This is a genomic window from Aeoliella straminimaris, from assembly GCF_024054565.1.
Classification (GTDB): Bacteria; Planctomycetota; Planctomycetia; order Pirellulales; family Lacipirellulaceae; genus Aeoliella; species Aeoliella straminimaris.
The window spans coordinates 236,555-262,828 of record NZ_JAMXLR010000006.1; the positions used below are offsets into that span (position 1 = coordinate 236,555).

At 56.5% G+C, this 26,274-nt stretch carries 8 protein-coding genes; 6 read left to right on the top strand and 2 right to left on the bottom strand.

Annotated features, from left to right (window positions below; genetic code table 11):
- Positions 1-34: 34 nt before the first annotated feature.
- The 3 genes from NG895_RS02295 to NG895_RS02305 all read left to right on the top strand — a co-directional run bounded on the left by NG895_RS02295 (position 35) and on the right by NG895_RS02305 (position 2,827).
- Positions 35-712 (top strand): hypothetical protein, encoded by a 678-nt coding sequence (locus NG895_RS02295; protein ID WP_252850823.1) that lies wholly within the window; start codon positions 35-37, stop codon positions 710-712.
- A 122-nt stretch (positions 713-834) separates the two neighbouring features.
- Complete coding sequence (locus tag NG895_RS02300) at positions 835-1,299, top strand: hypothetical protein (protein WP_252850824.1); 465 nt, start codon at positions 835-837, stop codon at positions 1,297-1,299.
- A gap of 67 nt (positions 1,300-1,366) precedes the next feature.
- Complete coding sequence (locus tag NG895_RS02305) at positions 1,367-2,827, top strand: trypsin-like peptidase domain-containing protein (protein WP_252850825.1); 1,461 nt, start codon at positions 1,367-1,369, stop codon at positions 2,825-2,827.
- 122 nt (positions 2,828-2,949) lie between these two features.
- Here NG895_RS02305 and NG895_RS02310 read toward each other — a convergent pair whose 3' ends face one another.
- On the bottom strand, positions 2,950-3,720 hold the full coding sequence (locus NG895_RS02310; RefSeq protein ID WP_252850826.1) for a hypothetical protein: 771 nt from the start codon (positions 3,718-3,720) through the stop codon (positions 2,950-2,952).
- A 207-nt stretch (positions 3,721-3,927) separates the two neighbouring features.
- Between NG895_RS02310 and NG895_RS02315 the strand changes: the two genes are divergently transcribed.
- From NG895_RS02315 to NG895_RS02325, 3 genes are all read left to right on the top strand, one after another.
- Positions 3,928-4,572 carry a cation diffusion facilitator family transporter gene (locus tag NG895_RS02315; protein ID WP_252850827.1) on the top strand — a complete coding sequence of 215 codons (645 nt, stop codon included), beginning with the start codon at positions 3,928-3,930 and terminating at the stop codon, positions 4,570-4,572.
- Positions 4,573-4,689: 117 nt separating this feature from the next.
- Positions 4,690-7,152, top strand: coding sequence for a heavy metal translocating P-type ATPase (locus tag NG895_RS02320; RefSeq protein ID WP_341871426.1), 2,463 nt, complete (start codon positions 4,690-4,692; stop codon positions 7,150-7,152).
- A 94-nt stretch (positions 7,153-7,246) separates the two neighbouring features.
- Positions 7,247-7,780 (top strand): methyltransferase family protein, encoded by a 534-nt coding sequence (locus NG895_RS02325; protein WP_252850829.1) that lies wholly within the window; start codon positions 7,247-7,249, stop codon positions 7,778-7,780.
- A gap of 668 nt (positions 7,781-8,448) precedes the next feature.
- Here the strand turns inward: NG895_RS02325 and NG895_RS02330 are convergent.
- Entirely contained in the window at positions 8,449-26,142 is a 17,694-nt protein-coding gene (locus NG895_RS02330) for an Ig-like domain-containing protein (protein ID WP_252850830.1), read from the bottom strand.
- Positions 26,143-26,274 lie beyond the last annotated feature (132 nt).

Sequence of the window (26,274 nt, forward strand, 5' to 3'; positions counted from 1 at the left end):
GAGGGCAATCACATTTTTTGAAGGAGAAGTCAGTATGAATAGGTTCTTGATCATTGCAGGGCTTGCCGCTGTCCTCGTGCCGGGCGTCTCGGATGCGGCAGATGAGCAGAAGGAACACTTCGTTATCGCCCTTCGCTTACCCGAGTGGACGTCGATGCACTTCGACGACCCGGCAACGGCCCAGCAGCATGCTGCAGCAGTTAAAAAGCTAGGGGCGGAGGTTCGTGTTGAGCAACACAATGGGCACACGGACGTCTCCTACCGGACGTCCGGCTGGAAGGCCCTTCGCGTTGAGACCGACGAACTTGCCCATACCTGGGAGGATTGGCTGAAACGTGCCGGTTTCGAAACCCTTCACGGCCACAATCCCGACCATGCCGAGCATGCTCACCACACAGATCACGACCACGAGCACGCCAACGAACATGCCGAGGTGGTCCTCGTACGGACCCCCGATTGGGTAAGCCAGCATGTTCAAGACCGCGATACTGCCTCCGATTTGGTCGTAATCGCAGAAGCTCTTCGTTGCGAAGTTCAACAAGGCGAACACGCGGACCACGTCGACGTCCGTTTTCGCTGTCCTGAATGGACAGCAGTGGAGTTTCCTTCGCACGAAGCGGCCACTTCTTGGATGAAGTGGCTCAAAAGCAGTGGCTTCGAGGTTCGTCATGAGCACGGCGCCACTGACAGCCACGCCGGTCACAATCACTGAACCTTTGTTGATTGCATTTGTTTGTTTCTTTAGCCCTCGAACTGAACTGGAATTGAAAAATGACCATGTCCTCAAGACACTGCTTTGGCCTATTGAGCATTATTCTCCTTGGAAGCGTCGCAATGAGCGGCTGTGTACGTCAAGACTCCGAGGGAGGAGTTGAGACATCTGCACCACCAGCAACTGTAGATGCTCACAATCACCCGACGGAAGGTCCTCATCATGGCAGCTTGATCGAGTTGGGAAATGAGGAGTATCACGCCGAACTCGTGCACGACGAACAATCCGGCAGCGTGACGATCTACGTCCTCGATTCGGCAGCGAAGGCTTCGGTGCCCATTGATGCTAAGGAACTGACCATCAACCTCAGCCACGATGGACAGGCCGAGCAGTTCACGTTGACTGCCGACCCAGACTCTGGCGACCCACAAGGAATGGCATCGCGGTTTGTGTCAAGCGATGCAGAGCTGGCCGAGGAACTCGACCACGATCATGCCGAAGCTCAACTTGTCTTGAATATCGACGGGAAACAATACCGGGGAGCAGTTCACCACGATCATGAAGGACACGACGATCATGACCATTGAACTAGAGGAGGCTTCCTGGCTAAACGAGTTGCTTTGGCAGTATAGAGATAAGGAGTATTAGACCATCATGGAACGCGTATCCAAATATGGTTGCGTCGCCACCGCGATTGGAATAGCGGTGGCGGCCAGCTGTGCAACACTGAATGCCGCGCCTGGAGACGAGGGGCGCCCAAGCCATACTTGCGAACTGCAGAGTATCAGCGCTCACATCCGCCAGGCTGCGGCGGCAGCGTCTGAATCATTGGTATCCGTCTACACAATGCGGGGTCCGCATGAGACACCCGCATGGCGTGCGCTAGAGGCTTCTCGTCACGAGTTCCCTGGCGGCGAGACTCATGAGAATGGCGCAGATTATCGGCGTGATGATCAAGGTTCGGGCATTATCCTGAACCAGAACGGCTGGGTGCTGACCTGCCATCACGTAACCGCCAGCGCGGACGTGGTGTTCGTGGTACTGGCTGATGGCACGAGGCATGAGCCAGTTGAGATTCGCAGCGATCCTTCGACGGATATCGCTTTACTTCGCATCGCGACAGATGAGCGTTTGCAAACAGCCAAACTTGGTGAGTCGTCGCATTTAGAGGTAGGTGACTGGGTTGTATCGTTGAGCAATCCCTACCAACTCGACCGCACGGTTACGACAGGAGTCATCAGTGCAACCTCTCGCCGGCTTCCGGGCTCGTCGTACAGCTTCCTTCAGAGCGATGCCGCCAGCAGTCCTGGTAGCTCCGGGGGGCCATTGATGAACCTGCACGGCGAGGTGGTCGGAATCATGGCCGGTGGGTTCGGCGCTGCGGCCGAATTCCCTGGTGTTAGCCTTGCGATCCCAATCGACACGGCAAATCAAGTTGTCGATAGGCTCCTGGCTTCAGTCACCGCCCGCCGCCCACACGTCGGCTTGGCAACGAAAATGCTTTCGCCGGATATATCAAGCCGACTGGGAATTTCGACAGAGACGGGACTTTACGTTGAGGAAGTGACAAAAGCGTCTGCAGCAGACGATGCGGGCATCGAAGTTGGAGACATTATCACTCGCGTCCAGGGTAACGCTGTCGACCAAAGCTTCCGTATGGATGACGTGCTGGCGGCAGTGGATTTCGCCGAAACGTTGCCAGTGGAACTAATTCGCCGAGGTAAGCCAAGATCGCTCAACGTCACTCTGACCAAGTCGGCGCACACCGGGCAAAACACCAAGCTTACAGAAGCGCCAAGTCGAGATATCGATGCAGAGTTTTATGACCATCGCTGTGAAATTGGCGTAAGCGCGTTGGAGCCTTCGCTGAGGGCAGCATTGAGAGTTCCACCGGATACGAACGGAGTAATAATCAGCGACGTGCCAATCAAAGGAAGGGCTTATAAAGAAGGAATTGCGGAGGGAATGGTCGTCACCCGTGTGAACGACCGTGAAATTCACGATCTTAATGACTTTGAGTCGGCAGTCCGCGACGTCGCGGATAACTTGCCCATCCTGATGCTGGTAAAATCTGGTTCACACTCGCATCTGGTCGTCTTTGAAGACTCACGCTGAACTAAGGGAAACCCGGTACGCCCAAGGAAAACATTCGCTTGCCGTGCAAACAAACGCATGAAAACACCCCCGCGACCGCATGAGTGGGTCGCAGGGGCGTTCAACGTGAATGAAAAGACCGACTAGGGAAGCGTAGGGGGCGGTGGTGCCTGCTCCACTCCACCACCACCTTGCGGTGGAGGAGCTTGCTGCCCCTTCCCGGTTTGATGGACGCCAACGTCGTTCATCAAGTGATGAAGCGTTGATTCGATCATGTCCATCTTTGACAGAATTCCAAGTTGTCCGATTTGGCGAACATGGTGGCGTGACCAGCCACGCACATCGTCCTGGACGTGGTGAAATAGTTCATCCAAGCCTTGAAGCCGCTCTTGGATCGCCCGACGGTCCTGCTGATGCTCAGCAGCGTGAATGAACTTCGCTACTTCGAAAACCTGGTAGGCTTCACGGTAGGTTTCGTTGAAACCGCGATTGTGCCGGTAGTTGTAGTGCAAGTCGAGGCACAGCTCGTTCGTCAATGTCTCAAGTCGCGATGCGAGGTCGTCGACGTGTGAAAAGCCACCAAACTCCACCGTAACGGGCTTGTATGCAGTTTGAGTAATACGAGTAGAAGAAGTTCGCGGTACGTAGTAGTAATTGTCGTCTTGACTATAGTATGTGCCATGATGGTCGCCGTGTGCAGCGTGCGGCACGACATAAGTGGAGTTTTCGTGAACCACGTCGTGGTGGTAGCGTCCGATCACATGACCGTGTGAGTCGCGAACCACATGATCATGGTGATCGACATGATATCCGGGCGAATACCCAGAATGGTGATGGTGAACCTGAGCATCGGCAAGTTGCGGCCATAGTAAGATGCCCACCAGCATGAGCAGTGAGCTGAAACGTCGAAACATGATGACCTCCGTTATGTACGTGAAACATCCGTGCGAGCTAACGAGAACTGCTCCGCAGTTGTCCAGCCAGGCCAATTATGCGGCCACCCGAAGTGGGCTGCAAGTGCGAAGGCTAGGATTTTGCATGCCGCGAGTTGCGAAAGTCGTAAACTGGACATGTATTGCGGAATGTACTGGGCTTTTCTCCCTCAGAGCGAATCAAAAACTATGCGCAGCGACCGTCGAACACAGCTATTGCGTCGCGGACGAAACGTTGAGTGTGCCAGTTTGGTTTACAATATCATCGAAGTGGCTGTGTCGCTGACAGCAGGTTTCGCGACGGGCAGTTCAGCGCTAATTAGCTGGGGCGTCGACAGCATTGTCGAAGGAAACTCGGCTGCGTTCATGGTCTGGCGGTTGCATGGTGAAGCGGCCGGAATCAGCGAGCGCGAGGTCCTCAAGCGAAAGAAAACGGCATTGGGCGTGCTGTCTGCCGCGTTTTCGATCGCTGTGGTCTTTATACTCTACGAAGCGATTAGCAAGTTTATCAGTGGCGAAACGGCAAGTTTGTCCTGGTGGGGCATTGGCATCTTGCTTGTGTCGCTTGTTGTCAATCCGCTGCTGGCGTGGGGAAAGTACCGCTACGGCAAACTCACAGATTCCCCGACGCTGAAGTACGATGCGATCGACACGATAATTTGCGAATACCAGACGATCGTCGTACTCGTTGGAATTGCCTTCGTGCAGTGGAAAGGCTGGTGGTGGGCAGATCCAGTCGCTGCCTTGCTGATCGTACCCTACGTCGCGTGGGAGGCGTTTCACGCTGGACGCGACGCGTATCAGGTCGATCTCGATGCTTCTGTGTCGGGATGAATGGTAGCCTTCGATCCCAAGATTGCTCTGTCGCCGATCTTCAACTGATGTGGCCAATATTGAGGGCGCTGGTGACAGCGGTACAAACGGAGGACCGGCCGAAATCGGTGGAAACTTATGAACAAGACGAAAATAGAACTAGACTTGCTCCTGCCCGACTTGCCCGATGTACGTGATAGATGCGTTCAGCGGTTTGCCGAACAGCTGCGGACAAGAGTCGGCGTCGCTGATGTACACCTTGTCGAAGCAGATTCAGAGAATCCTGACCGGCTGTGCGTCCACTTCGATCCAGCGGTCGTATCCCTCGCCGAAGTTCGCGACATCGCTCTACGAACTGGGGCGATGCTGGACGACCGCTACGGGCACATGGTCCGGCGAATCGAGTCCATGCATGCTAGGAAGGCTTCCGCAATTGAATCAAGGCTTTCACGCCTCGCCGGGGTGGTCGAAGCAGTGGTCTCACCGGACGGTACGCTGCGTGTCGAATACGACCGCCAACTCAGCAACGAAGATAAAGTCAACGCCGCTCTAAACAAATGGTCGCAGCAGGTGGAGCCGAAAGTCGACGATCATGCGGCCCACGATCACGCCGACCAAGGCCACGCGGACCACCACGAGCGCGCTGGTCATGACCACGCCCACGGCGGGATCTTTGGTCCGCGAAGCGAACTGATTTTTGCCATACTGTGTGGCGTCTTTCTGCTGGTGGGGTGGTTGCTGGAGACATTCACGGCGGTGACCCACTGGGTACCGCTAGGCTGCTTCGTCGCAGCGTACCTGTTTGGCGGATACTACACAGTCACCGAAGCAGCCGAGAAGATCCGAGCCGGGAAGTTCGAGATCGACTTTCTCATGATCGTTGCCGCTGCGGGAGCGGCGACGTTGGGAGCTTGGGCCGAAGGATCGCTTCTGTTGTTCTTGTTCAGCATCGGCCATGCCTTGGAAGGCTATGCAATGGGCCGTGCCAAACGAGCCATCGAAGCCCTGTCAGAACTAGCTCCCAGAACAGCTTGGGTCCGTCGCAATGGAACCGAATCGGAAGTTTCCGTTGAAGAGCTAGTTGTCGGTGACGTAGTGGTTATCAAGCCTGATGAACGAGTTCCAGCAGATGGTTTTGTCATTCTTGGTGAATCGAGCATCAATCAGGCTCCGATCACGGGCGAGAGTGTTCCTGTCGATAAGCGCCCGGTTGATGATGTGCAAACCGCAGCCAACGATCCGGAGTCTCTGCCACCGGAGCATCGAGCGTTCGCCGGCACCATTAATCAATCCGGCGCTTTGGAAATACAAGTGACCAAGATCGCCGCAGAGAACACCTTATCTCGCGTCGTTACTATGGTTAGCGAAGCGGAGACGCGAGTTTCGCCGACCCAAAAATTTACGAAGCGATTTGAGAGATACTTCGTTCCATCAGTGGTCGCTCTTGTTGTTCTCCTGATGTTTGCACCAGTGGTATTGGAGGAGTCTTTTAGCGAATCCTTTTACCGAGCGATGGCGGTGCTCGTCGCCGCTAGCCCGTGCGCTTTGGCAATCGCGACTCCGAGCGCCGTTCTTAGTGGTGTGGCTCGGGCGGCCAGGGGCGGCATTCTGGTCAAGGGTGGTGGGCCGCTGGAAAGCCTCGGTAGTCTTGACGCGATCGCGTTCGACAAGACGGGTACGCTGACCGAAGGCGAGCCCAAGGTCACCGACATCCGTCCGGCAGATGGCGTCGAGCAAGTGGAGTTGTTGCGAACTGCTATTGCTGTAGAAAACTTGAGCAAACATCCCCTGGCCAAAGCTGTTGTTCGTGACGGGAAAGAGAAACTGGGAGATGCAACAATCCCCGAATCGAGAGACCTAGAAAGCATCACCGGACGTGGCATTCGAGCGACAGTTGAAGGGGAAGTCGTTCACATTGGGAAGGACGATCTGTTCTCGGAAGTGCAAGGAACTCCTTTACCCGACTCGGTTCGGCAGACGGTCGAAGCACTCGAAGAAAACGGTCGGACAACGATGATCGTCCGTCGCGGTGAGCGTTTCCTTGGCGTCATCGGTCTCATGGACACGCCACGTGAGGCGTCAAGACGGACGATTGCCCGCCTGCGAGAACTTGGCATCGAGCGGATGATCATGATCTCGGGCGACAATCAAAAAGTTGCCGATGCGGTCGCAAAGGAAGTTGGACTTGACGAAGCACGTGGCGACCTGATGCCGGACGACAAGGTTGCCGAGATCAAAAAGCTACAAAGCGAAGGCGGCGTGGCGATGGTGGGCGATGGCGTAAACGACGCCCCTGCGATGGCAGCGGCTTCGGTAGGTATCGCAATGGGAGCCGCTGGCAGTGACGTTGCCTTAGAAACCGCTGACGTGGCGCTGATGGCCGACAACCTCGATTATCTACCCTTGGCGATCGGCCTCAGCCGATCCACGCGAATTATCATCCGTCAAAATCTATGGATGAGTCTCGGGATGGTGGCATTCCTCGTACCTGCCACAATCTTTGGCTTAAACATTGGTCCTGCCGTCGCCCTGCATGAGGGCAGCACGCTGCTTGTGGTCTTCAACGCACTTCGATTGCTGGCGTATAAACCCGAAGCCTGAGAAGGTCGGCGGACGCCTCCGCAAATTTGTCTCAACGAGCAAAAAAGGAGCAGTCACTATCGCAGCACATGTTGCAGCCCTTGCGACAGGGGTTTTGATCGTCTCGCTGATCGGATTTCTGATCTACTCGATCGTAAGGCCGGAGAACCGAGTATGGCCACCGCCAGGTCAGCAGACTTGGCAGTATGTCCTTGTGTGGCTTCTGACCATCTTAGCGTTTGCTGGGTTTGTCGTCGTCGGAGTCCTGGACTGGAACAGCCTTGGCTGGCCGGTCATGTTTCGTTGGCCTATCGGCTCGGTGCTGATCGTGGGCGGCAATGTCCTCGCCTGGGTTGGCGTGCGTCAACTCAGCCTGAAGACGACCTCAGGCAGCAAGGGTCCGCTGGTGACCGACGGGCTCTATCGTTACAGCCGTAATCCGCAGTATCTGGGCGATATCGCCATCATCAGCGGCTGGGCCATCCTATCCGCGTCATATTTCGCCATCCCACTTTGCTTGGGTGCCATCATTGCGTTCGCAATTACACCTCTTGCCGAAGAACCTTGGCTTCAGGAGATTCATGGGGACATCTATCGCGAGTATTTTAACAAGGTCCCCCGTTTTTTGGGGTTACCGGCACTAGAATAAGACTCCTCGCCCAGCGGATCGAACGCCCACTTTCCAGTTCCTAGGCGAGGAAGTGGATTTCAACCTGCGACCATGGAGTTCTGCGGCGGATTTAGCTTCGCTGCGACGGTGAGGACACCGATGCGCGTTCACGTTTTGTCGAAGTGACCGAAGTTGGACCATCCTACCGGAGTTGCGCCCGACGCAAACTTGCTGAGGTAGAAAAGACCGCTGCGCGATCTTGGCTCGTAAACCTCCCGGCCCACCTGTGCCTTGGACACTTGGGATTAGCCTCCGACAAGCGCGTTAACCGCGCTTCTCACGGACTCGGAAAGCGAATCCCAACTGCTGAAGACCCGCTGCAAATCGGCGTCAAGCGATGCCAACCAGTGCCTTTTGAAGCACTCTAAATGCAGCGCATATGCAGCGCGGCACTGTTGGCAGTTTTCGCAATTGCAGACGCCGTCACAAGTTGGGTCAAAATCGTCGGAAGGTTCGATTCCCGCCGCCTCCACTTTTTATTTCTTAACGCGTTGCAATAAAAAGACTTACGACGTTTGGGGAGGCGGGGCGAAAACCCGCCGCCCCTTGTTGGAAGCCAGACAACACCAGTTAATTCACTTCATCGACTGTACTTATCTGACAATTCTGCAGCGCGATTGCAGCGCTCATGCAACGGAATTTGGTGTTCAGTGTCGACGACGCCAAGTAGCCAATTCGCACAGGTCTTCGAGCATCAACTCGTCGCCCAAGACTTCGTCGAATTCGCTGCTTCGCCCACGAGACTTATTGCGATGATCGAGCAATGCATCCGCCTGGCTGCCGAGATCGCCGTTTCCTTGACGACTGCGGGGGTGGCGAACAAAATCAAAATCCGCCCAGGCCGTCTGCCAGTCTGGCTGGATCCAGTGTGGACCACGAGGAGCGGCCGAAGCTTCTGTCCTGCTATCTCGCTGGAAATTCCAGTCACTGCGGGCCTCCGGGACCCAGGATAACGCCACGTCTCGAGCTTGCTGAGTCACCGTTTTGTTCGACTTTGCTTCTACCGATCCTGCACCATCCAATATCGCTCCGGGTGCCACATCCACGGAAAAAAAAGTGGATAGGCTCGCGGACGTACCGTCGCCCGAGGACGACTGCAGCTCAGCGCTGGCTTTGCTGGCCAGTTCGGAGGATGGACTACTGGCTAACGCTAGCGACCCGGCCACCAGGATCGACTGTCCGAAGTTCTGTTTCCACACCTCATAATCAAGTGAGTCAACAACGCCATCACCATTGCCGTCGCCGAGACTCGGTATCGCTCCCTTTGCGATGCCAAGATGGTTTCGCCACACCGGATAATCTGCCAAGCTCACAACCCCATCTTCGTTGAAGTCGCCCGGGAGGATGGGCTGCACGATTTCTTGACTGGCAACCGTAGGTGCGACGATTTCATTGCCCTGAGCGTAGAACACGATAAGTCGATCGCGAACGGTGATGCGTCCATCGCGATCTAAATCGGTGTTGGGATTCCAGTCCGACTGGCCAACTTCGGTTCCGAGTGCGTCGTTCACCAGATTCATGTCCAGTTCGTCAACCACCATGTTGCCATCGACGTCCCCAGTAAGGCGGTGAAATTCGAGGATGAAGTTGTCACCTGGCACGGTGTCCATGTTTCCATCGAGCGGTTCGCCCGCGAGGCTTGTTATTCGTGATGCGTCCAAACTAAACCGGTAGTAGCCATCAGCGAGGGAACCGAGAGTATCGGCAAATCCGTCGAGCGACCAGGACAAGGTGGAAGTGTTTGCATCGTAGGCGAACTGAGTTGGTTCAAGCACGATCGGCGTTTCGGGATCGCTGTCGGAGTCAACGCCCAGATGAACCAGGCTGACCGCCGTCGCGATTGACCCGTCGGCAATTAAGTCGCCCAAGTTCGTGACCTGATCGAACACTACACCGATGTGGTCAATATAAGAACGCTGAGTAAGATCGTTTTGAACGTGTTCCGCAGCAACGTAAGGCCAGGGTGAATCGACAGCGGGGGCTGCTAACATGACGACGCGGCCGTTTGTCACGCCGTCGAAGTCGCCAGGGCCGCCATCCGTGAGATGCACCACCACTTGCTCCACGAGACCGTCCGTGTTTGCATCAACCAGTTCAGCCCCCGTGGTTCCATCAAAACGGAAGTCGACCCCTTCACTGATTTCACGATTGACTTGCCTGAACTGATACCAGTTGTTGAATAGCTTGCCCGATTCGAAGTCGATCGTCACGATCAGCGACCCCGACGGGACCGATGCTTCGAAGCCAATCATGCCATGCGGAAGAGTAACATCTGGCGGAACTAGCGAGGAGAAAGTGTTGGTTGGGACAACGCTGGCTGCGATGATATCAACAGGGTCGTCCGTGGAGAGGGTAATAAAGTTCAGTGGTGTTCCGCCGGGCATCGATACGACATGCGGCTGCTGCATGTCCAGCACGCCGTCGTTGTTCCCGTCGCCAGCGTTCGGTGCCAGGAGTTCAATCTCTGCTGGAATAGGATCGCCGTCATCCCCACCAGGCAGAATGGTTGCCTCGGCTACTGAATCTTCAAACACTGCTCCAGTTGCATCGGATAGCGTCAAGAAGAAAGTGCCTCCAGACGTCAGGGAAAGTGGATTGACTTCAATAGGAACCGTGTGGAGAGTCTCGCCGGGGGCAAAGGTAAGCATGCCAGAGGTCGAAGCATAGTCGCCATTCGCCGTGGATAGGCTGCCGTCTTCGGTGGCATAACGCAGCGAGACAGGCGTGGCACTTACTTCATTCAAACTGATCTCGAATACCGACCGCGACGGGACTGTCAAGTCGTCTTCCGACACAAGTACGTCCCTCACTCCAATTCGCGGAATGCTTACGTTACCTATTTCAGCTTGCGCGATACGCTGCAAGAGAGCCTGCTGCGTATTTGCCGTGACAAGCTCTTCGACGGACATTTCACCTTGGGCAGACATGCCGACTTCCTCCAATGTCTGGCCCAACGCGACCTTTTCGATACGAGCTATCGCTTCCAGGAAATCTCGTGGAGCCATTGGAGGAATATCGGCTAGTAGCAGATTCGACGCCGCCATCACCTCCACCAGGGCGGCTCGCAATAAGGGGTCGTCGCTGACCTCGAGTGCCACACTGGCACGCTTGACAAGTCGATCGAGCAAGACGGCACTTGCGAAGTTCCTGCTACCCGATAGCTCGACGAAGTCTGCCGCGATCGCTGAGAAGGTAACGCGCCCCACAGCCTCGCGATCTAAGCCATGACGACTCGCGAGGCCTTCGGCGATCAACACAACCGTGTCGATCAATTGGACGCTGCTGCGGTAGAGTACTTGCGCACCGGGAGTTCCAGCAAGGACATCATCCACGACAGCCTGCTGCTGCGGTTCTAAGGTGGCCACTCCGAGTCGGAGAGACATGAGTTCGGCGGCTTCGGATGGTGAGAGGTCTGTCAGTTCAAGCACCGCCGACTGAAGCGTCGAAAACGTAGAAATGACCGACGATTCGGCCGGAGCGGTCAGTGAAATGGATAATGGCAGTCCTGTGGAAGCGACTTCACCCCCAATCAACACGAGTTGCCCTTCGGCAGCGTCCAGTTTCCCGTTATGGTTCCGGTCTGCCGCTTCGGGGACTTCAAGTACGAAGCCCCCGTCAGCAAGAGTGGTGGCCACGGGCTCGGCGACAACCACTCCCTCGATTTCTGTTTCATCAACGATTCGATTACCGTTGAAGTCGAGAAATACCAAACCGCCATCCACGTACGAGTTGAAGCTCTTGCCAATCAAAGATATCGAGGTGGTTACGCTCTTTGGAACCAAGTCAATCGTCGCTGGACTGCTGGTGAGGCTGTTGATGACAGATCGATCCCCGTTGTCTCGAACGAAGAACTGAAAACTTGTCTTCGTGTCAAACCCACCTTTAGGTGGGGTGTAGGTTAAGACTCCTTGAGTACTCTTCGATAGATCGAGCGTGCCGACTGATGGAAGGGTCAGCACTTGGAACTGCAGTTCGGACGCGGAAGTCTCGACGTCGCTCCCGGAGAGAGTGATGCTGATGGGGGAGGTCGAACCGGAGAGAATCGAGATTGTCTGGCTCTTGGCGAGGGGCCGATCGTTGACCGGGAGAATCTGTAATTGGGCGGTACCCACGGGATCGGTAGCCTCCGTCCCCACGCGATAGGTAAAGAAGACATCCCCGTTGAAATTGCGCGGCGGCTGATAGGTGAACGATCCGTCCTCCTTGAGCGTCAGATTACCGACACGAGGTGGGTCGACCAGAAATGCCTGCAGCGGATCACCAACTCCCTGGAAGTCGTTCGCCAGCACGCCGCCTGATACCGCGATGGACAACGACGCATCTTCCTCCAATACGTAGTTATCCGCGACCGCCTGCCGCGTCAGGCTATCGACAATGGCAATTTCTACCGTGGCGGCATTGGTGGGCTGACCATCGACGATAACAAAATAGTCGAACGAATCGAGCGTGTTGGTGACACCAGGATTGGGCGTGTAGGCAAAAGAACCGTCTGGCTCGACAGAGACCGTGCCGTTGGACGGATTTCGAAAGACCTGGATAACCACGTCGCCGCCGGGTCCTCCGAAGTCGCCAAAAGTGTCGTTGCCAAGCAAACCATCTTCGGCTGTCTTTGGCAGCGTCGAGCCAGCGACTACCGCGTAGTGATCATCGACTGCGACGGGGAACTCGAGTATCCGCACCGTGATAACGCCTGTGTCGATAGCTCCGTCTTCGTCCCGCAGAGTATAGGAGAACTTCTCTTCGCCGTGGAAGTCGGGGTTCGTTCGTGTGTACTTGAGTGCTGGGGGGAACGCGCCACTGACGAGCGTCACAGAGCCATGCACCGGCTGCTTAAAGTCGGCGATCTCAATCGGTCCTCGATTGGGATCGAAGCCGCGTTCTGGAGAGATGCCGATCTCGATCTCACTCAAAGTGTCGCGCATCTCGACCACGAAGTCGTTCGCCACAGGCGGCAGCGGAGTGAGCGACAAACGTTGAAACTGCCCCAGCAGAGCCAGATTATCCACCTGCCAATCGCCACCAGAAGATCCGATTCCGTAAAGGCGGAAAGTGAGGGGAGCGTCGCTTTCGAGAGGTCGAAGTCCGAAGTCGATTCCTGTAATCTGCTGCTCGACCAGATGCCCGTATTCGCCAGTGTGGGTGGTTCCACTTGCCACAATAGACTGGAATCCATCGTAGCTCGATCGCAGTTCCCAGTGCGTTGGTCCGTTTGCGGCGGCAAGATCCCAGAAATCGATGCCGGCAACGTTCACCCCCACCGCATTTTCGAAATCCTGGGGGTGATCCAGAACTCGGTCTTGGTCGTCGAGCGAAATGCCAAACTCGAAATACCCTGGCGAGAATATCTCGAAAGCAATGTCGTCGAAGTACACCGGTACGATGCTGGAGGTACCGCTCGACTCGGCGATGAGGCGTAGTTGGGCCTGCCTCGTACCAATAGGCACCGTTCCTTGAGCTGCCAGCGTCTGCCAATCGCGTGTCGCTTGCACCGACTTCGTGGAGAACACACCAAGAGAGTTACCCGTCGCGCTAAAGAACTCAACCTCGGTGTGAGCGATCGAGGCGTCGGCGGAAAAAGCTCGAGATGCAAGCCTAAACGTCTCGCCGCCTCGATCGAGGCGATCGCTGAAGTCGTTCAGCGTGAGATCCTGCACCAAGATGTTTATGCCACCAGTGCTCAGCGAGTTAAGTTGGCCCGCCGCGAAGAAGTCGCTGCCCGCAAATGGTGCCGGCTCTCGGGGGGCCCGTCCGCGCCAATCGCCGGATACCGCGCGCCAGCCTGGAAGTTGCTCGGTGAGCGAAGTTTGTTCGTTTCCAGGGTTGATAACCAACTTTGCCGACCCGTTTCCACTTGACCCCCAATTTGTAGACCTGGCGGATGGAGTGACGTCGTCCGCTGGGGCGCCAGGCTCAAGCTTTGGTAGCCCATCGCCGCCCAAGATGCTGCCAGAGCGATGCGACAACGGCGTCGCAATGATGTTGGTATCCGAGAGTGTATGGCTGGCCGTATTACTGGGATCCGCCGTAAAGGTGTACCCATCTCCATTCGGTGGAACGACGAAACTGCCATCAAAGCTGTAGAACACGAGCGAAGAACCAGGTTTTTCGCTATCGTCGTCTACTATCGTGATTGTTACCTCGCTGCGTGCCAGCGAGGTCGAGGGAGCGAAACGAGCTGGCACCAGTATTTCCAGACTCAGCGTGAACTCCTCGTCGAGCTCGGCGATACGATCATCTACCAAAGGAATCTTAATGGATGCCGGAAGACCACCGCGGATGTCGACCGTTCCCGTCAGCGAAACGGGCAGTACAAAATCGTCATTAGGCTGCGCGGTCGTGAGTGATGGAGCTGCAGATACCAAAGAGTACTGCACAGTAAGCTGATCGACAGCCTGCAAATTGGGAGCAGTTAGCGGGATCTCGACAAACTTACCCGCGCTGAATCGCTCGCTCACTGAGATCTGGCCATCAGCAGGTGTGACAAACACCGTCACGGCCGGTCCATCGGGCGGGATGTCGTCTTCCATGATTGTCAGTTTCCCCCCAATGTCGTTATGGGTGACTGGACCGTCGGTCGTGTTTTCAAACCTGGCGCTAACGATCTCGACGTTCAGAAGACGTTCGCTAATGGGCTCCCCCAGGGTACCGAATTCAATGGCGTCGTTATCCAAGATTGTGATCGGAGCGGTACCACTGATGCTGCCTCGTGGAATGGTGATGGTTTGTGTGAAATTTGCGTCGAAGTCCCAGTTGTACTCTTGAAATAGCGTGGCGGTTGCATCAACAAATCGGACACGCACCACAACGTCTGCCGGTGCGGGTTCCGCTAATTCCACGCGAACCTGACGCGGGCCGGCTCCTTCGGTAAACTGCTGGCTTGGCACGAAGATATGCTGGTCACGAATCAGCGGCCACGTGCCGACATTGGTGTGCAACGTTCCGAATCGATCGAGCCTTGCGTGCAGTTCGAGGACAGGTTCCTCAAAGAACAAGATCTCGCCATTGAAAGTCCCGAAGACAACGTCCTCGACAATCGACAATTCGGCGCTAACATTGGCGGCAACTGTTACCACGTCGAAAACGACAACGTCCACTCCCGCATCAAAGCTCAGCATGAGCTCGTCCTCGCGGGAAAGTAGTTCGAATCGCCCGGTGAAATCGATACCCAGGGGCCGAGCAGCACCGGGCGCCGCGGGGAACAGCGAAAGCGTGGCCGGATCTTCGACGTTGGTGCCCGTAATTTCGACCATGAAATAGGGTCCTCTCTCTACACTTACGAGCAGAGGAGGGCCTGCAACCACAGGGATCTCGAAAGCAAAGTCCCGGTCGTCAAACGTGTTGAATTGGAAGAACGCGCGGCCATTGAGAGTGAGTATATTTGCTATGCCGATGTCTGCACGAATCTCAAACGTGCCAGCCGCGCCTGCCTCCTGAATGATGCTGCCTGACTGGTTGCGTTCTTCACGCACCAACTGTAAAGCTCCCGCACCTTCCAGAACGCCGAACGAGCCAAGTGTCATCTGACCACTAGCGGCTACGAGTAAACCTTCTGGATCGTTCTCCAGCAGGAACGCGCCTTCGATTTCGAACCCACCAGCATATAGGACACCGCTGACAAGAATCCGTGTGGTGTCGGCAGCTACCTGGTAGGTGTCTCCATCTCGGGTAAACGACTGGTCGTCACCCGTCAGGTTGAATAGCAGTTCGAACTGCCCCGCCAACTGCACATCGACCCCAATTTCCGAGAGGTCGAGTGTTGAATCTTCACCTTGGCCCCCACCAACTGTGATCTCGAGCCCTCCAAACAGTCCATCGTCATTGAGCACAAGTGACCCTGCGGCATTCGCTTGCAGGACATCCAACACCTCCACCTCCCCGAACACGTCCAGTTGCACGTGGTCGGCCTCGACGCTGAAGGTGGTTCCCAGACGAATCGAGGCGGGAATACCTTCACTCAACTGACTTCCGGGTGAAGGAGTGGCAAATGCGAACTGGAAAGTTGGCTGCGATGGATCGCTTAGCTCTAGTACGGCACCAACGGTGCCAATCTCCTTCGGTGGCTCGAGACCGGTGCCTAGCTTCGCTTCGCCCAAACCGAACAGGACGATCGCCGGATCGCCTGGCGCCGGGTCGATGTTGGCTCCGATGGTAACCTTCGCTTCGAAAATGGATCTAGCCACGCCGGTGGCCCCTAACGTCGCATCGATCGCAAAGAGGAAGGGCGTTTCCCACGTTGCGATGGGAGTCGCTCGTTGCCGATTCTCGATGATGAATTCCCGGGCGTTCTGCACCATCAGTGTTTGCAGCGACTCGCCATCGAAGAGCGGCGCCAAGCTGAACGTTTCGCTCGCACCCGGTTCGATGAGGTCGAGAGGATTATCGGGTAGCGGCTTGGGCTCTTCGTTGAAGAGAATTAGTGCGCCGGCCTCGAACAGGGTGACGGGCCCCAGTGGCAAACCCGTCTGCCCCACGGCGACAGACATCCCAGCCGCAATCGGGCCGTACTCTGTGAACAGCAGTTGTCCCTCCAGTCCCATGCCGGCAAACTCTGCTCCTCCCTCGAAGCGGACAATGACTGCATCGCGATCGCTAGCGCTCGATGGCGTTGGATCGAACTTCTCGATCAGTAATCCACCAAACAGCGACAACGGGCCTAACATGATGGGGTCGTCACTTGTCCCAAAGGCTACTTCGATGGCCGTAAAGTCGAACGCATTCAGGAGATCTCCGTCGGCAAGCCGCCCGACGTCGATCGTGAGGTTTTCGACACCTGCGCTGAACGGAACATTGGGAATATCGAGTTCGAGGTTCGCAGAGACAGTCAACACAAAATCGGTATAGTCCGTGTTGTTCAAGAAACCGTCGCCAGGTGCGAAGCCGAATTCACTGACGGTGATAATGTCCGGCAAGCCTAGATCGGCAAGCGACGGCAAGTTGGTGAAATCGATCTCGAAGCCTTCAAGCGGCACCAAGGCCAGCGACTTTCGGGGCTCACCGTTATCGTCGATGGTGGCCACATCAATGGCAAAATTGCGGATCGTGCCCACCGTATCGCCGATCGGGGAAGGTGCAGAAGGGAGCGATGCGTTGAGTGCGGCGAACTCTATCAAGTGTGTACCAGGACTGCGTGTAAAGTCGAGACTCACAGCCCTGGGCTGCTCCGGCGTAGGCTCGGCTGTGAACAACAGCAGCGGGTCGCTCGTATCGCCAAAACCGGCTTCCAACCGTTCCGCCGAGGCATTCAGCAGCGCTAGGCGATCGAAGGTGAAGTTAAACTGCTCGTCAACGGATAATCCAAGGTCAAAAGTGAAGCGGGCGTCGGTAACATCGAGAATGAACCCGGGTATCGGCGACTGAATGCTGACCTGCACCAGGGCCGTGGCATCGATATCCGAAGGCGAGGCAGGATTGAGAAAGTCGCCAGTGAGCGTAACCGCTGCGTTACCGTCTAATCCGTCGACTTGTGACGTAATGGCAACCCCGGCGGCAAAGTTCGCTCCAAATGCTGGTTCGCCCGCCAGCACCGCCTCGCGGCCTGCGTAGGTGCCGAGGCCGAGAAAACCAGCCGCTTCTACCAGGCCAAGATCGAGTCCCGTGAAACCCAGCGAGATGCTTGGCAGTTCCAGAGGGACGATCTGCCCTTCGTTGATAAAGAACTCGAACTCAAACGGAGTACCCGTCTGCACGCGACTGTTAGCGGGTAGACCTTCGATGAAGTCGACGACATTGGTGGTAGTTAGCCGGCCGCTCTCATCGACGGGCAGGTCGCCAACGATGATGAAGGGTTGGAAGCTATCGGTACCCTGCACGGCAATGGGCTGGAACGTTCCAACCGCCCGTAACTCGGCTGAAAATCCATCGCTAAAATCGGGATTCTCCAGTGCAATGGTGGTGATTTCGAAGGGCAGGATCTCCGCCAATCCGAGCGACTTGGCAAATCCCTCTGGCACAGTCAGGCTAAGGCCGCCGGACAAGAACGGAGTTCCATCGTGGCGGAAGCCAAAACCAGTGAGCGTCGCAGATGGCGCGCCTTGCGGGGAATCCAACGCGGGAAGACTGGCCGTAAGCGTGGCGAATTGCAGCAGAGTGTCTTCCGGCGCCGCGTTCGGGGTGAAAGTAAGCTGAAAACTGGGGTCGTTTGGACTCGGAGCCGTCGCGTCAATATCGAGAATGTCGCCCAAGTTGGCTTGGAAGCGGTGGATCGCTAAGTTTACCGCTCCTGTTTCGAAGTCAATTGACCCTTGGAATGCAGGAATCGGGCCACCAACTGCGTCCGGATCGCCTGCAATCGTTGCCGAAATAGCGGAATGGGGGGTCACGACCGCTGTATCGGACGAAAGCGAGAGGTCGGCGGAAAGCGGACTGCCATCGAAGGGAATATCGATGGCAAAGCCCAACGTTGCCCCGCTCAATTCGAGCAAGATAGGGTCGTCGCCCAGTACGATCGTTTCACCGGCAGAATCGAGAACTGCTGAGCCAATAAAGCGGTCATTGTTCACCACGGCACTGAACTCGGCAGCCAACTCCGTTCCGTCGGAGTTGCTTCCCGTGGGAGACACAATTCTTCCCGTAACATCCACCTCGAACGCACCAGTAGTATCCAGGCGGCCGACAAACGTCAGGTCTTGCAGGTCAACCTGGCCTAGGCCCAGGTTGGTTGTCTCCCGCACGGCTCCCGGCGGGACAACGGTGAGTGCATAGCTGGGATTGAGGTCACCGTGCTGGTCAGTCACCTGAAGGAAGTACTCGCCAGCATCAAGGCTCATGAGCGACAACTGTGCGAAATCGAGAGAACTTCGGACATCTCGCGATACTTCCGACAAGCCGTCCACTGTTTGCTCATACAGCACCAGGTCCAAATCGCCGCGCAGCGAATCGAAATCAACCCGCACGAGATCTTGCGACGTTCCCAACTCACTGGTGACGAAGCGAAACCAATCGTCCCCATCGATTAGAGACAGGTCCGTGATCGTAGTTTCAGTACCGATGACATCGAGGTTGGCGGTGGGGGCCGTGGGAGTTGAAATGGCCTGGGTGGCCACCTCTGACGCCGAGTCGTTGGGTTCATACAGGTCGCCTGCGTCCGGCACAAAAAGGCGGAGTTGTTGCAATGCATCCGCTGACAATTGCGGCAGACTTCCGTTGCGGAGTTCAAAAGTAAAGGGTTCGCCCTCTCCGGCCTTTGCAATGCTGCCCAGCAGAGGAATGACTGCGTCGGGAGCGTCCGGATCTGCAGACGACGACTCTTTCACGCCCGGCATTCGCAGTTCCGCTTCGACGATCGCCTGAAACGAATCAAACGGGTCCTGGTCGAAACCGATCCTGGCCTTGGATAGCTCGCCAAAATTGTCGAGTCTTAGCTTCCCATCGAAAGCTGGATCGACCGCCACGTGGGATAAGTCGATCTCGACTGAACTTTCCAACTGCAACGAGCCAGAAGCAATAGTCAGAATTGGCTCTTCGGCGGTCCCGATCAGTGGCGGGCCACTTTCCATCGCACCATTTACAACAAAATCGAATTCAATGGGCGTGGAACCTTGGCTCAATTCGTCGGGTTGTGTCAGCAGGTAAAATGGGCTGGACGATGTGTCAATGCCGAATTCAATACGCCCGCTCATCCGCGGCTCGTCGACACTGATCGCTGCAGACATACCTTCGGGGAGTATGCCCGAGAAGTCGGCTGTAAACAGGTCGTCGGGTGTGGAATTGCTGAGTCCATCAAGATTGAAGCCAATTCGAATCAACTCGGTATCGTCTACAGGTAGGCCGTCCGAGAAGATGCTCACCAAAGATTGGAAGTCAATCAGCTCGATCAACTCGAAGTTGGGATCATTCCACGCATCCGCGCTGCGATCTCCCTCGACGATGTTGCAGAGGTCTTCTAGAGATGCCCCAAACAGTGTTCCACCAAGCCCCAATGCGTCGTAGAGTGATGTGTCGGTGCCAGGCAGCGAGAATCCTTCGAACAAACCGCTCAGAACCGAGTTATCGAACAACCCGGCTGCTTCGGTAGTTTCCGTCGGCGGCGGATCCTCGACAGGTGCTCGGAAGTTGTCCCAGTCCAGCATGATCTCCTGGGTGACAATGCCGTCTCCCGCCAGATAGAACGAACGCAGTACACTTACGCCGGCGCCAACCTCCGGCGGAGTGAAAGTGATCGTTGCCTGGCCATCTGCGTCCGTTGACGAAGTCGACTCTGTTAGAGTTCCACCGCCGCTGAGTTGATGTTCGATGGTGTAGCCTGGAAGCCCACGGGTGCCTTGGTCGAGTTGTAGTGCGAGTGTCGTGGTTTGTCCCTCTCCCAGCAGGATCGGATCGGACGAAACATCAAATCCGCTACCACTCTCAGGGTCTCCGCCGCGACTCGCTGTGGTGGTCAGAGCCAAGCCAGCAGACTTGTCGACTTGGCGTATCGCGGCCCAGCCGGTTTCTCCTACGATGATCTGTAAGTCTAGAGACTTCTCGCCCAGTCCCAATTTGGCAGTGGTGGAGAATTGGTCGTCGACTATCTCTCCGGTGCTGTTACCGACCGTGTTGGTCGTATTCGCACCTATGGGAAGGATCTGGATGGGGATGCCACGACTCACTGGTGCTCGCACCCCGTCGAGTGTTACCGTGGTATCAACCGCTAAGGAAAAGAGTCGAGGGTCGTTCACGCTCCGCTCAAGCGAGGCGCTGCTGATCTCGATGGAGAATTGCATCGCTTCGGCGATGACAGCGGCGGAGTGGGTTGGATCGTCCACGCTGAGGATGCGGGAGCCTGCCAGCAACAACGCCTGTACTGCTGCGTCACCATCACCGATCACGATAGCCCGATCCTTGTAGGAATCGATCGCTGCTCGCAGGCTCGATTCAGCCAACGTGGTGGCCTCTGCAAATTCCGATTCCAGCGAATTCCCTTCAGGTTCGCCGTCCTCAGGCGGGTCATCGAGGCCGTACAAGCTGACGGTCGCCGCCCACCGAGCCCACTCAGCCAGCACCACGCGGACGTTCTCGCGGAGAAGGACGTCGCTACTCTGCAGTTCGTCGAATCGTGGGTGGAGACCAGTTTCGTACCAGGTCCTAAGCGCCGGGAGGGCTACGGCGTCTACATCGGGCGGTTCTTGGGCGAGTACGATCGCTTGTGCTGCTTGAGTAGTCACCGACGAAAGAAGGACCTTTGCAGCGAGTTCCTCTTCCGTAAACACTGCCGCGACATCAGGATCGACCGCCGTGCTGGAATAGGCTATGTCGATCGTCTCGAGCACTCGCGTATCACCACGCACGTGGGTAACGACGACTCGAGTGACCCCAATTCCGTCCTCGGGAGGGGTATAGATGAAATCAACAGTTCCAGCGTCTTCGCCAGGGGCAGGTCGAGTCGTAAGTGAACGCGACGACAATTCGCCAGCGCCGACCAACGAAAGAAAGACGGCCTCATTGCCGGCTGGTTGTGTACCCTGGTGAAGCATTACGCGAACGCGGACATCTTCGCCGTTGAGCGCCTGAAACGGGCCGCTGCCAAGTGCCGCTTTGCCCTGACTCTTCGGTGCCGCGGTGAGGAGCATTCCGACGGACGACTCGTCGCCAGCCCCCATTCCCGCCGCGAGGACTCCGTCGGAACTTCTGCTGGTCGCCCTGGATTCCTGGGGTGCATCTTCGGTAGCAACTACCACCAACGCCGTGTAGTTCACCACGATCGCATCGACAACCGGTGGATTCACGCCGTCGTCATAGGTGACACGGATGGTCGCCGATCCATCTTCGTCTGCGGCCGGTGGGGTGTAGGTCACCCCACCACTGCCTCCGGCGTCTGTGGTTATCTCGTTGGTGTTGAGCGATCCACCACCCTCAAGTGCCACCGTGATTTCCGTGTTTCGCAGAGGAGTGCGACCACGGTAGGCGTCGATCGTGATCTCGGCAACATCCCCCGTGGTCATGTTCACCGGTCCCGGTTTAAGCTCGACTGAATCGCCTGCCAGCGCATACAGTTCGAGGCGCACTTCACCACCTATCGAAACCAAGGTAGTATCAAGCGTGAACCCTAGGAGTTCGAGTTCAACGGCAAGTGTCAGGTCGGATTGACCGCTTCCGATGCGCGCACCAGTCTGAAAAGTCCCCTGCGTCGAGATTACCCCGCTACGCAAGTCGACCTCGCTGAAACCCAGCGGCGCAACGCGTACGTTCAAGGGCACTTCGAACGTGGGTGACTGACCATTCACTTGCAGTGCCACTTCAACCGTCAATTGAGCGTTCTCGGCGGTACCTGTAAGCTGTGCATTGGTAATCACGCCTTCGATACCAAAGCTGGCTCGAATGTCAGCAAAGCCAAGCTCGAGTTCGTCGACATCGTAGCCGAGCAACTGCAGGTCGGCTGAATGCTCGAGAGCCGCATAAAATGGCGCTAGGCTCGTTGCAGTCGGGAGCAGGTTACCTTGCTCGTCCACCAGCATCGCTCGATCTCGGGCGACTGCTGCACGGACGGCATCTACCAGCAAGGTATCGGCCTGGGCTAGAGTGCCACCTGGGTTGTCGACTGGAATAACGTCAACCGGATCGATTCCCAACAACTGCAAATTGGTCTGCCAGCCGAATAGTTCGCGAGCAGCCAGCTCCAAGGCATCGTCGTTTGTCGCTTGAGTCAGCTTGACGAGGACGGCCTCCTCAAACCACGTTTGCATGAAGGGAACTAATCCGTTGCGTTGCTCGTCGGTGAATTCTTCTTCCAGTTCGTCCGACGCCAGTAGCGTTTGAACGATATCGATGAATGTGTCTTCGTTCTGGGACGCTGGGAGACTAGCAAAACTCGCAGGCGTAAGCTGCGACAACGTTTCCTGGATCAGTTGGCCCGGTGCGTAGAGGATGTCGATCTGATCTTGGTGGATAACTCCTTCATAGAAAAAGGCAGCCAAAACAGTAGCAGTTCCCACTCCTTCGGCTGGGGGCAAGTAGTAGTTTATTGCCTCGGCATCCAGATCGGTCACGTCGGTTGAGTTGTACAAGCTGCCTTCACCGATAACAGCGAACTGGACCTGGCGATTACGAAGTTGCCCATTACCACGATGAATCATCGCTGACAGTTGTACCGGCTGTCCCAGTGGTACCGTGATCGGTCCATCGCGCAGCGAGAACCCTTCGCTATCTACGCTGGGCAAGAAGCCCTGGATGTCGACCGACAGCGGTCCCGCCATGCGTAGTTCAACTTGGTCGGGCAGTAGCACGCCACCGATGCTCGCCCGTACGACAAGGGAAATCTCCGTGTCTTCTGGACCGATGGCGACGGTCGTTGCGAACCTCCCGTTGGAGTCGACTGAACCGGTGCGGCTTGCGATTTCGGGACTGGTAGTATCCTCGAATCGGATCGAACCTTCAGGCGTGAATCCTCCCTCGCTGTCAATTCCCGGGTCAACGCGAATCCGCACTCGGGGATCGTAGATGGTGGGAAAGAATCCTCCTGCAGGATTCTTCACACGGACGCCAGCGTGAACCTCGAGCCGGGCGTTGTCGACTTGCCCCGCAAGCTCCGACGACTCGACCACGGTTTCAAAGGGAAGGCGGCTCAAGACATCGGCCACCGAAAGCGACTCGTACTCCTCGTCGAGGCCTCGAATGGCGGCCTCGGCCGACCAGGCGAGCGCGTTCGTGGCGTCGCCCAGCAAGGTGTCGAAATCGGTATTGCCTGATGCGTCGGTACGCGATTCGGCACGAGTTATGGCATGGTCAATTGCTTCGGTAATGCCCTCGGCCACCGCCCGCTCGGCTGCCGCCAGCGGTGTCACTTCGGCATCCGGCGGCAGATCGAAGATCTCGTGCGGTTCAAATCCAAGGATGGCCACCCGCTCCTGCCACCGCAGGAAGTCGCTCATCGATTCGGTGAGTAGTTGCTGGAACTCCTCGTCGTTACCAATCGGGCTGATCAACTCCACAAGCTGGTCGGGAATGATTGTTTGCCCCTCAATGGGAGCAATCTTGGCAAGCCGGAATTGAACGCTTTGCTCACCCTGTTGTGTTACATCGTCGCTTTCATCAGCGATAAACCAATCGCGAAGTGCTTCTTTTTGAATCTCTCGCAACTGTGCCAGCGTGAGAGGAGGAGGCGGACCGACTTCCAAGACGATCAGCGTCCGTGCCGCATCGTCGATTGTAGAAATGGCTGCCAATTCGTCAGCCAAGGGAGTCAGTTCGTCAGGTAAAATACCCTCCGGAAATGCGGTTGTGGCAAGTTCCTTGGGAGCACCGGGCGCCACGCTATCCGTGCCCAGTACGTCGCTGAAGTAATCCACTACTCCGACGCCAGCCAACAAATCTTGCCCCAGCATGACCACGTTCTTCAGAAACGCGGCTTGGGTGTGGTCAAGTTCTTCGTCGCCGTCAATGTCGGGATTGGCCGTCTCGAAAGTGCCCCATTGGAAGTCGAGTCCGGCTAACGTCTGACCATCATATTCGCTCGGCTCTGCAAACAGCTCGGTTCGTCCGCGAACCACGAAGGGATCGCCCCCGTGGGGATTGTTGGGCCTAGTGGGATCGACATCGACGTAGTCCAGAAATCCCAAAGTAGCATCGAACTGCAGAGTTGCCGTAATGCGGCCGAAGTCGAGGTCGATCTCAGCGATCCCGTTTGCCACTTCTCCCAGCTTAATACGCCCGTCACCATCGCTGTCTAGCGAGTTAAGCGTCAGGGTGGGGGTGAGAGACATATCGGCTGTCAGTGCGAGACCGAATATCTGAAACTCACCAGATGCGGTAGCAACCGCACCCATGTCTAGTTCAACCGCCGAGTCAGCTGCGATGTAAAAGGCACCGGTAACATCGACGCCAAAACCAATATCTACAAGCAGTTGGCCATCGAAGTCGAGCGTCCCCGAGACACTAGCCTGCCCCGCAATGGCCGCTAGTGGTGTATCCGCCAGGTCGTTGATGTCGAAACTCGTGGAGAGATCCACCGGAGTGGGTTGGAAACGAACTCGCAATAGATCCCCTTCCGGCTGCACTCCATCGGTGGCAATCTGTTCGATGATGAACCCGGATGCCTCGAGTTGGGAACGCAACTCGGCAAAAGAACTGACCGCGTCGTCGAGCGTCGAGAGAACGTCCTGGCCAATTTGCGAGAGCGTATTTTGCAGATTGAACAGCGAGTCGAGCGGATCGGATTGATCATCGACCATTGGCAAACCACCCGCCGACTGATTGAATCCTTCACCATAATTCACCAGATCCTCGCGTTGTTCCGAGATACCGGTGTTGAGAGATTGTCGAACCTGGTCGGCAGTGGGAGTGCCATTGGGTGTTATGGTGATTCTCACCGTGGCGTCCTCCGACGTAAGTACCCCGTCGGTTGCCGTGTAGGTGAAACTGTCTTCGCCCACGAATTCAGGGTTCGGAACATAGCGCAACACACCACCAGTCAGTTCGGTGAGTGAACCATGTGCTGGCAACGTGAAGCTGCCGATCTCAAGCGCCTCCGTGTCGACATCAAAGTCGTTCGCCAGCAAGTCGGCAGGTTGGATCTCCAGCGCCGTGTCTACGGTCGTCGCCAACTCATCATCGACGGCGACGGGCGGATCCGGTGCCGGCTGGACTTCCACCTGGATCACACCGACCACGGGTGCATTTTTGCCATCGCTAACCAGATAGCTGTACGCCTCGACTCCAAACTGGTTTAGCGCCGGGACGAACTGCACCACGCCGCCACCAAGCTGAAGGAAGTCACCCAGTGTACCACTGGACTGAACGGAGATGAGAGTCAACTCGTCGCCATCAGGGTCGACGTCGTTGGCAAGCAGGTCAATTGGCGGGGAGGGTCCAGAATCTTCAATGACAGCAATTGGATCGAGCGTGGGAACCGGCGGCAGGTTGGAACCAAAACTCACAAGTACGGACAGGCCATCGCTCGAGACGCGAGGTTCGAGAGTCCCCAGCGATGGTGCGACCACAGCATCGAATTCGCCCGCGACTGATACTGCCGACGGAACGATCAGGAACGTGTCGCTGAGGCCTGGTTCGAAGGGCTCGAGATAGAGCAGGTCCAATTCGCCCGCCAAGTTAACTGCGCCTTGAATATCCAGCTTGTCGAACTCTCCTTCGGCGGTATCAGCGAGTTTGATCTGGAGCGTTCCTTCGCTGGTCTGCGTGTAGTCGCCCGTGATGGTTAGTGTGCCAACCCCCGCACCGGGTTCCACACGAGCAGCGTTCGATACATCGCCGATCACGAGTCCGTCTCCACTGAGCACTCCATCGCCAAACAGGTCGAGCGTGCCAGTGACTGACAATGCGCCGTCATTGACAATGTCGAACGAGCCATCGCTAGGAGGCAATGCCTTGCTGAATCGCAGCTCCCCCTCTTCCACCGTGACCGACCCCAAATTGAGAAGCTCGATGCCACTTCCAACGCTGGAGGTGATCGTTCCCGTCTTGGAGAAGGTGCCTTCGTTGAGGATGGACGCGGAACCACCGATGATCCCGCCGCCGGCGACAACGAGTTGACCGCCCGATCG